Origin of the sequence: Tenacibaculum piscium, assembly GCF_021390715.1 — a bacterium.
Taxonomy (GTDB): Bacteria; Bacteroidota; Bacteroidia; order Flavobacteriales; family Flavobacteriaceae; genus Polaribacter; species Polaribacter piscius.
In genome coordinates this window covers 70,143-78,692 of sequence record NZ_JAJGWT010000012.1, presented here as the reverse complement: position 1 = coordinate 78,692, position 8,550 = coordinate 70,143, and the positions used below count along the sequence as shown (strand labels likewise).

Genomic DNA, 8,550 nt, shown 5'->3' with positions numbered 1-8,550 from the left:
GCAAATGCTTATAGGGCATCAAGGCTTGTTGTAATGCCCGAGTGGCAAGGTGCAGGAGTTGGAACTGCCTTTTTAAACCAAATAATGCAATACCATTTAGATGGCTATGGGCGTAGAAATAAAAATTTTCATACATTTTTTCACACGAGCCATCCGCAACTTGCAAATTATTTGCGTTCCTCAGCTAAATGGGAACAAACTAGTGCCAAACTTTATGGTGCTAATAAAAAACGCTCTATTGAAAGCATAGCAAAAACTGCTAAAAAAGGATCATTTAAAGGTGGTGGCTATGGTGGTCATTTTAGAGCAATTCAAGGATTTAAATTTTTAGGAAATGGAGAAACGTTTTAACGTATTTATAAGTGGTCAAAAGTATTTTGCCGAAATGATTTTAAGCATATGCTTAAAAAAAGGATTTAACGTTGTGGGTGTTTGTTGCCCGCTAGATGATAAGTATATAAAGCCCTTAGCGGCTAAAAATGAAATTCCGATAATTCCTGCGGGAATGCTAAATGGAGATACTTTTCCTAAAGGTGTGGATTTAGGGATTACCGCCCATTCATTTGACTACGTGGGTAAAAGAACTCGTTACAAGGCTAAATTAGGCTGGATAGGTTATCATCCAAGTTTATTGCCATTACATAGAGGTAAAAGTGCCGTACAGTGGGCAATTAAGATGCGGGAATCTGTTACTGGAGGAACAGTATTTTGGTTAAATTCTGGAATTGATAGAGGCGATATTGCTTACCAAGATTTTACAATATTACACCCTAAATATTTTAGCTTAAAATTAAAAGTAGCTTCCAGTAGATTATGGAGAGATAAACTGCAACCAATGGGTTTAAATCTTATGAGCAAAGCCTTAGATGATATATCTAATGGAATTATAATAAAAAATGCTCAGGATGAAAGTTTATCGACTTTTGAGCCATCTATGGTAGTAACTGATATTTATAAACCTGATTTATTAATGATTGAGTAGCGTAATTAACATTTTTAAATAGTGATTAAAAGGTATTTAATCACTATTTAAAGGTGTATTAAATTGGTGAAAAAATGTACTTTTTGTTTTCTTTTTTGGTACTTTTCGTTTTGCCGATTATAGATATATCAGAAAAAAGAATGTAAATAACAATTTTTTAAAAATAATGCTTTAAAATAATACTTAAAAAACAACACTATGAACACAACAGCTTTAGGATTAGACAGTAAAAAATCAAAAAAATTAGCCAAAGAATTAAATGTTTTATTAGCTAATTTTCAAGTGTATTATCAAAATGCAAGAGGATTACATTGGAATATCAAAGGAAAAAACTTCTTTGAATTACACGTTAAATTTGAAGAATTATATACCGATGCACAAGTAAAAGTCGATATGATTGCCGAACGAATCTTAACATTACAAGCAACGCCGTTGCATACTTTCGAAGATTACACCAAAACAGCAACTGTTTCTGTAGGCAAAAACATCAATAAAGATGTAGAAGCTGTACAATTAATTGTTGATTCTTTATCAGAATTATTAAAAATTGAACGAACTATTTTGGAAATCGCCGACCAAGCAAATGATGAAGGTACAAATTCAATGATGAGTGACTTTATCGCCGAACAAGAAAAAACAATTTGGATGTTAAACGCATGGTTATCTTAAAATCATCTTAAAGATATCTTATGTTTTTTATTGAAATTATAAAATCTTATAATTTCAAAATAAATCAAAATAATTAAAAATAAAAAAGGCAATTTATTAAAAATTGCCTTTTTTTGGTTTTAAATAATTCAAAATTATTTTTGAGAAGTATCAGCTTCTTGAACTGAATTTATCGTGTTCTCCGCAAGTATTTTCTTCTGATAACTTCCCTGAACAACATCAACAATAATTAAAATTGCCAATATAAAATAAAAGGTCGTTTTGCTCATCGGTACAATTTCATTGCCAAATAATTTGATATGTGCCAAATGTCCGCCTTCGGTAATCAGCATAATTCCTACGATAAAAAGAATAAATAATCCTAAGACTTCATACATTCGGTTTTTTGCCAAAAAAGTAGCGATTTTATCGGCTAAAATAAGCATCAATAATCCGCTAATTACAATCGCAATTGCCATAACAATAAAGGCGGTAGTGCTATTTTTTAAATCGCTCGTTAGACCGATTGCTGCTAAAATAGAATCAAAAGAAAAAACTAAATTCATTAAAACAATACTCGCAATGACCGCATTTGATGATTTTGTCCTTTTTGAACTTGAATTTCCATCGATATCATGTGATAAATTATTTTTACCAATCATGTGCCAAATTTCTTTTATCGCCGTATATAAAATAAATGCACCGCCCAATAACACAATAATACTGTGTCCGTTAAAAGCAAAATGAATAACATTTTTAATGCCGCCGCTTAAAAATGAAAAAGGTTCTTGAAAAAAATCAATAATAGAAACTAACACAAAAAGCAATACGATTCTTAAAATAATAGCGATTAAAATACCCGTTTTTCGTACTTTTTTTTGAGCAGCTATCGGGGCTTTTTTAGATTCTAAAGAAATATATAATAAATTATCAAAGCCTAAAACAGCTTGTAATAAAATTAACATTAATAAGGTAAAAAGGATTCCTAGCATAATAATTTAAATTAATTAGTGTGGTTTATGTTTGTTTTAGATGATTTTTAAAGCGTCAAAGATATTAATAAACAAGGCTAAAATAATTTAAAAATTATGAGCCTGTTTAAATTTTATTCCAAAAATTTTTGTAACGTCAAAATAGGCATGACAAGGGGTTAAAACCCCTTGTTTTAAAAATAAAAATGCGTCAAACTGAATTTATTTCAGTTTCTCATCCTGATTTGCCACAGTTTTTAGCTCTTTTTAACAAGGAATTTTAACCCCTTGCCGTCATTTTTTACCACTATATTTTTTTCAGATGAAATTTAAACAACCTCTTAACATATTAATAGCTCTATAATTTAGAATCAATCCAATTATTTAAGTTCTCTTAATAAAATTTACATTTTAATGACCTGTTCTTAAACTAGCATCACCGTAAGTTTTACAAACGAGCCTTTAATTTGTAACATCAAAAAAACGATAGCGAATCATAAATTATCAAATAAAACTTAAATATAACTACCTAACTACAATGAAAAATTTAAAATTAAGTGTAATTGCTTTATTAACGATCTCTTTAAGTGTTGCGACATTTACTTCTTGTGAAGATGGAGTAGACGGTACCAATGGTATTGATGGAATTAACGGTGAAAATGGAAAAGACGGAAAAGATGGAACTAACGGAGATCAAGGAGATGATGCAACAACCTATTTAACGGCTTCTAAAACACCCAACTTTTTAAAAGTTAAAAATGAATTTATCGGCTTAAAAATTACGCCAATCTTATCATCAGAAGATGTAATTCCAAATTCGCCAGACTTTATATACGGTTCTATGGCTGATGGTGCTGGTTTATTACCAGAAGCAGATGGTACTTATACATTAATCAATAATATTGAAGCTGATTATTCAATCGCTAGAATTAAATTAAATAAAAATTTAAGACCAGTATCAGCAGAATATATTTTAAATGCAAAAGCAACAGGAGAAACAGCACAATGTTCTGGTTCTATGATTACACCACAAGAACACGGTTTCGGTCCTTTATATTTATCAGGAGGTGAATGGGGTGGTGCTTCAAAAGGAGTTTTTGCTACCGATCCTTATAAAGATTCAAAAACAGCAAGTACTGGAAAAATGCTAGCCGCAATGGGACAATGGTCTACAGAAAATGCGGTAGTTATTGGTAAAGATGCGTATGCAGATAAAACAGTCGCTTTTATTGGTGATGATAATGCTGATAACAACGTGCCATCAGGACAATTAGGAATGTATGTTGGAAATAGAGGTGATTTAGAAACTGGAAAATTATACGGTTTAAAAGTAACAACTCCTGGCGTAACTTACGAAGTAGATATGAAACAAGGAACACAATATGATGTGGAATTTGTAGAATTAGCCGAAAAAGAAATCAACGCTTTAGATGCCGAATGTAAAACTAAAGGTGTTATGGGCTTCTCTAGATTAGAAGATATTGACTGGAGAAGAGGTTCTGCTGCCAATAATAGAGAAATTTATTTTGCTGTAACAGGACGTAATAAACCAGGTTTAGTAGGAAAAGGATCTATTTTAGGACGTGTTTACAAAGTAGTTTTAAATGAAAACGATCCAACAGGAAAAGCCAAAATTACCTGTGTATTAGATGGTGATATCAAAGGAGGAAAAGCAGATGGTTTCCATTCTCCTGATAATATCGTAGTTACTGAAAACTATGCGTATATTCAAGAAGATCCTAACGGATATGCCTCTGAAAATTCTGCTATTGTTGGATATTCTAAATTATATCAATACAATTTAGCAACTGGAGTTGTGAAAACAGTATTAGAATGCGACCAAGAAAGAGGTGAAACTTTAGGATATGGAAAAATGTCTAAATATTGGGAAATTACTGGAATGATTGATGTTACTGATATCGTAAATAATGGAAAATCATCATTTTTAGTAATCACACAAAACCACGGATGGGAACCTGCTGATGGAACTTCTTTTACTGATCCAAACGCAAATACCGATTTAGCGAATAGAAAAGAAGGTTCTGTTTTACATTTAATTACAGGATTAGAAAGATAAAATATTATCAAAAATTATAGAAAATTATAAAAAAATATTATAGAATACTATCAAAATGAAAGACTTATACAGTCAAGCATTCTGTAAAGCTAAGACATACATTCGTGTATGTCTTTTGCTTTTATTAGTCGCTTGTAATCAAAAATCAACAAAATACCAAGCCGTTAACAATTCTTTAAATTCATCAAATTCTTTAGATACCTATTTTTCAGATAGTATTCAAAAAATATATGTCGAAAATCTGAATATTACTATCAAAAATTTAGATAGCATCGAAATAAAAGAAATTGATATAAAGAAAAAACAAGCATACTATGGCATCGCTCGTAAATATTTTAAACGCTTAGAACCAATCTTAGCTTTTTCTGATAAAAATAATTACAAATCGCTAAACGCACCCAATATTGTAAGCGTAAAAGGAGAGGCAAGTAACGATACACGCGTTATGCAACCTATCGGTTTTCAAGTGATAGAAGAAGCAATTTATCAAAAAAATATCGATACCGTATTGTTGAAAAGAGCGGTAACCGTTACAAGAAATCGTTTAAAATTAATCCGAAAAAATGTCGCGTTAAACTTAAAATCATATCATGTGATGTGGCTGATTAGAGACCAAATTACACGAATCGCTACCACAGGAATTACAGGATTTGATTCACCAGTTTTAAATCAATCATTGCAAGAAAGTTCATATACTTACGGAACAATTTTAGAGATTCTACAAGTGCATCAACAGAAATTTAGCAATAAAAAATTATTGACCAAATTTGAAACAGCCATTAAAAATGCTCAAAAAGATTTAAAACATGATTTCGATACTTTTGACCGATTCACATTTATACAAAAACATACGAATCCGCAGTTAAAATTATTGCTTGAAATTCAAAAAGATTGGAACGTAAAATATCCTTTTGAAATGGCATTATCCAACAATATGGCAACACTTTTTTCTGATAAAACATTGAATTTAGATTATTTTTCAGACCATTTAAGCGATACGACACAATTAGCAGAAAAAATAATTTTTGGAGAGCAATTATTTAATGATCCATCACTTTCTAAAAAGTACGATATGGCGTGTGCAACCTGTCATGTTAAAGATTTAGCATTTACCGATGGTCGAAAAAAATTTAATGACGCACAACAACGAAATACGCCAACATTAACGTACGCATCGTATCAACGAGATTTTTTTATGGATGCTAGAGCAGGAAGTTTAGAAGGACAAATTATTGGTGTTGTTGAAAATCATAATGAATTTAATATGACCATGGATTCTGTGATACAACGAGTTTTGAAAAATCAAAAGTATCAAAAATCATTGGCGACTTTATATCAAAAAAATCAAAATAATGGTCGCAATATACGACACGCTATTGCTTCTTATATCAGAACTTTAAATTCGTTCAATTCAAAGTTTGATAAAAATATCCGAGGTGAAGAAAAAACATTAACAGCCGATGAACAACGAGGTTTTAATCTATTTATGGGAAAAGCCTTGTGTGCAACTTGTCATTTCCCACCTGTTTTTAACGGAACGGTACCGCCAAATTACAACGATACAGAACTCGAATTTATAGGCGTTCCTGAAACAATCGACACAAAAAATCCTGTATTATCTTCCGATTTAGGACGCTATAACTTATATAAAACCGAAGAACGAAAACACTTTTTTAAAACACCAACTATCAGAAATATCAATAAAACCGCACCGTATATGCATAATGGCGTATATCAAACATTAGCAGAAGTGATGGATTTTTATAACAAAGGAGGCGGTGTTGGTTTAGGGATTCATAATGAATATCAAACCTTGCCATTTGATAGTTTAAGTTTATCAAAAAAAGAAGTACTACAAGTTATCGATTTTATGAAAACACTAAGCGATGAAAATAATCAGTAATTTCTCGTCATGCTGAATTTATTTCAGCATCGCATCAACAGGAGAACTACGGCAAATCAGGATGTGAAACTGAAATAAATTCAGTTTGACGGATTCGATTCCTTATTTTTCTGTTATATATTTTTTTCAGATGAAATTTAAACAGTTTCTTACTTAAAATAAATATTTTATCAAAATACGAATACCAACAAAGGCAATCAAAATAGCGGTTGCCTTTTTTAATTGTATCGGATTTAAAAATTGATGACTCAATCGGCTTCCTATTTGACCGCCCAAAAAAACCGTACACAATAAAAGAAGCGTAATATTCCAATTAATTGAAAATTCAGGATTCAAATACTGACCGCCCAATCCCGAAATTGAATTTACTAAAATAAATAAACTCGCCGTTGCTGAAATTCTTTTAGGCGTATCCCAATTCGTTAGATGCAATAATGGGGCTAAAAAAATACCACCGCCAATACCGACCATTCCAGAAATAAATCCTATAAAACCTCCGTAACTCGCATCTTTTAAAAATGGAAATCTTGATTTTTTAACTATAATATTCGTGTCAATATTCTTGTTTTGCTTCTTGATTTTTTCTCTGTTTTTTTGTCCATTTTTAGAAATCCACATCGTAATTGCACCAAATAAAAGCGTAATTCCTAGTAAAATAAAAAAAAATGTTTGATGTATTCTTAAATATCCGCCGATAAAAGCAAACGGAATACTACAAAATACCAACGGAATTACTTTTTTAAAATCATACACTTTTTGTCGATGAAAATAAAAAACATTCCCAATAACAACCACAATATTACAAAGTAATGAAGTCGCTCTGATTTGAGTAAACATAAATCCTGTTAACGCCAAAACCGCCAAATAACTAGAGCCTCCGCCAAAACCTACCGAAGAATAGAGTATCGAAATAATGAAAAAAAGCAAAATAATATGCCAATTCGCTAAAAAAATATCAAAAAAAATAAGAATATCAAAAAAAGAAAAAACAGTGGAAAAATGACTCAAAAACATTAAAAGATCAATTACTATACGAAATTATATTTTTTAAAGATACTTTAAATTGTTGAGGTGTAACACATTCATTTCTTTTAAATAATCGATTGAAATACGTAACATTATTAAAACCCGTTTTGTAAGCGATATCCGCTATATTTTGGTCAGGATTATTTTTAAGTAATTGCTTGGCAAATTTAATTTTTTCATAATTGATATAATCTACAGGCGTAATTCCTAGCGTATTTTTAAATTTTTTGAAAAAATGAGATTTACTCATACACGCTTTTTCGGCAATAATAGCTAAACTTAAATCGTTTTTGGTGATGTTTTCTTTGATATATTTTACCGCATAGCCAATCCGAGTATCGCAAAAAGAATAATTCACGTCATTTAATATAATTTTTCGAGCTTTACTTTGTAATAAACGAATAATTAATTCAGGAATCATTAAATTTAGTAAGGCATCTTTCGATTTTGAATTTTTAATATAGGTATTTGTAAGTCTGGAAATGAGCAAATTAATGTCCTCGTTATTATTGAGATGCGATGATTTTTTTTTGAAATCCCAATTGTTATTTTCTCGTTCAATAACGGTTTTTTCATTGAAATCATACACGACTTCATTTATTTTATGCTGATCAATAATCAATCCTAAACAAGAAGTCGGATTCGTTAAAGATGCTTCAGGAAAATCAATATTCATACTGTTCGCCTTGGGAATTACCAACGATTCTCCTGGAACAAATGAAAAAGGTTTTGTCTTATCAAAATGCATTATTTTTTTACCTGTTATCATACTAGCAATAACAGTTGTATCAAAATTAAAAAAAATATTTTTCGTGGTTTCAAAGGTTTCAAAAATAGTTAATTCGGCATATTCCGAAGCGTATTTTGTTCTATTTTCAATAAGTGTTGTTAATTTTCTAGCTTTAATATGTTCGTTAATTATTGGAATCATGAAGGGTATATT

8 protein-coding genes are annotated in these 8,550 nt (G+C 30.6%); 5 read left to right on the top strand and 3 right to left on the bottom strand.

Going from position 1 to position 8,550, the window contains the following annotated elements:
* The 3 genes from L0U77_RS11040 to L0U77_RS11030 all read left to right on the top strand — a co-directional run.
* Positions 1-351 (top strand): hypothetical protein (locus L0U77_RS11040; RefSeq protein ID WP_233901186.1); only part of this gene is annotated, 351 nt, incomplete at its 5' end.
* Positions 335-982, top strand: coding sequence for a formyltransferase family protein (locus L0U77_RS11035; RefSeq protein ID WP_101917472.1), 648 nt, complete (start codon positions 335-337; stop codon positions 980-982). The genes L0U77_RS11040 and L0U77_RS11035, both read left to right, overlap by 17 nt.
* Positions 983-1,180: 198 nt before the next feature.
* Positions 1,181-1,651, top strand: a complete 471-nt coding sequence (locus L0U77_RS11030; protein WP_101916522.1) for a Dps family protein — start codon at positions 1,181-1,183, stop codon at positions 1,649-1,651.
* Between the two features lie 134 nt (positions 1,652-1,785).
* Here the strand turns inward: L0U77_RS11030 and L0U77_RS11025 are convergent, their stop codons facing one another.
* The gene (locus tag L0U77_RS11025) at positions 1,786-2,622 is read right to left on the bottom strand and encodes a TerC family protein (protein WP_101916521.1); all 837 of its coding nucleotides are present in this window, start codon (positions 2,620-2,622) and stop codon (positions 1,786-1,788) included.
* Between the two features lie 517 nt (positions 2,623-3,139).
* On the opposite strand from L0U77_RS11025, the gene L0U77_RS11020 reads away from it, so the two are divergent.
* Both L0U77_RS11020 and L0U77_RS11015 read left to right on the top strand, forming a co-directional pair.
* The gene (locus tag L0U77_RS11020) at positions 3,140-4,678 is read left to right on the top strand and encodes a PhoX family protein (protein ID WP_233897473.1); all 1,539 of its coding nucleotides are present in this window, start codon (positions 3,140-3,142) and stop codon (positions 4,676-4,678) included.
* Between the two features lie 55 nt (positions 4,679-4,733).
* Complete coding sequence (locus L0U77_RS11015) at positions 4,734-6,581, top strand: cytochrome-c peroxidase (protein ID WP_233897474.1); 1,848 nt, start codon at positions 4,734-4,736, stop codon at positions 6,579-6,581.
* Between the two features lie 153 nt (positions 6,582-6,734).
* Here L0U77_RS11015 and L0U77_RS11010 read toward each other — a convergent pair whose 3' ends face one another.
* Both L0U77_RS11010 and L0U77_RS11005 read right to left on the bottom strand, forming a co-directional pair.
* On the bottom strand, positions 6,735-7,508 hold the full coding sequence (locus tag L0U77_RS11010; protein ID WP_233897475.1) for a sulfite exporter TauE/SafE family protein: 774 nt from the start codon (positions 7,506-7,508) through the stop codon (positions 6,735-6,737).
* A 94-nt stretch (positions 7,509-7,602) separates the two neighbouring features.
* Positions 7,603-8,538: a helix-turn-helix domain-containing protein gene (locus L0U77_RS11005; protein ID WP_233861448.1), complete on the bottom strand. Its 936-nt coding sequence runs from the start codon at positions 8,536-8,538 to the stop codon at positions 7,603-7,605.
* Positions 8,539-8,550: the final 12 nt, after the last annotated feature.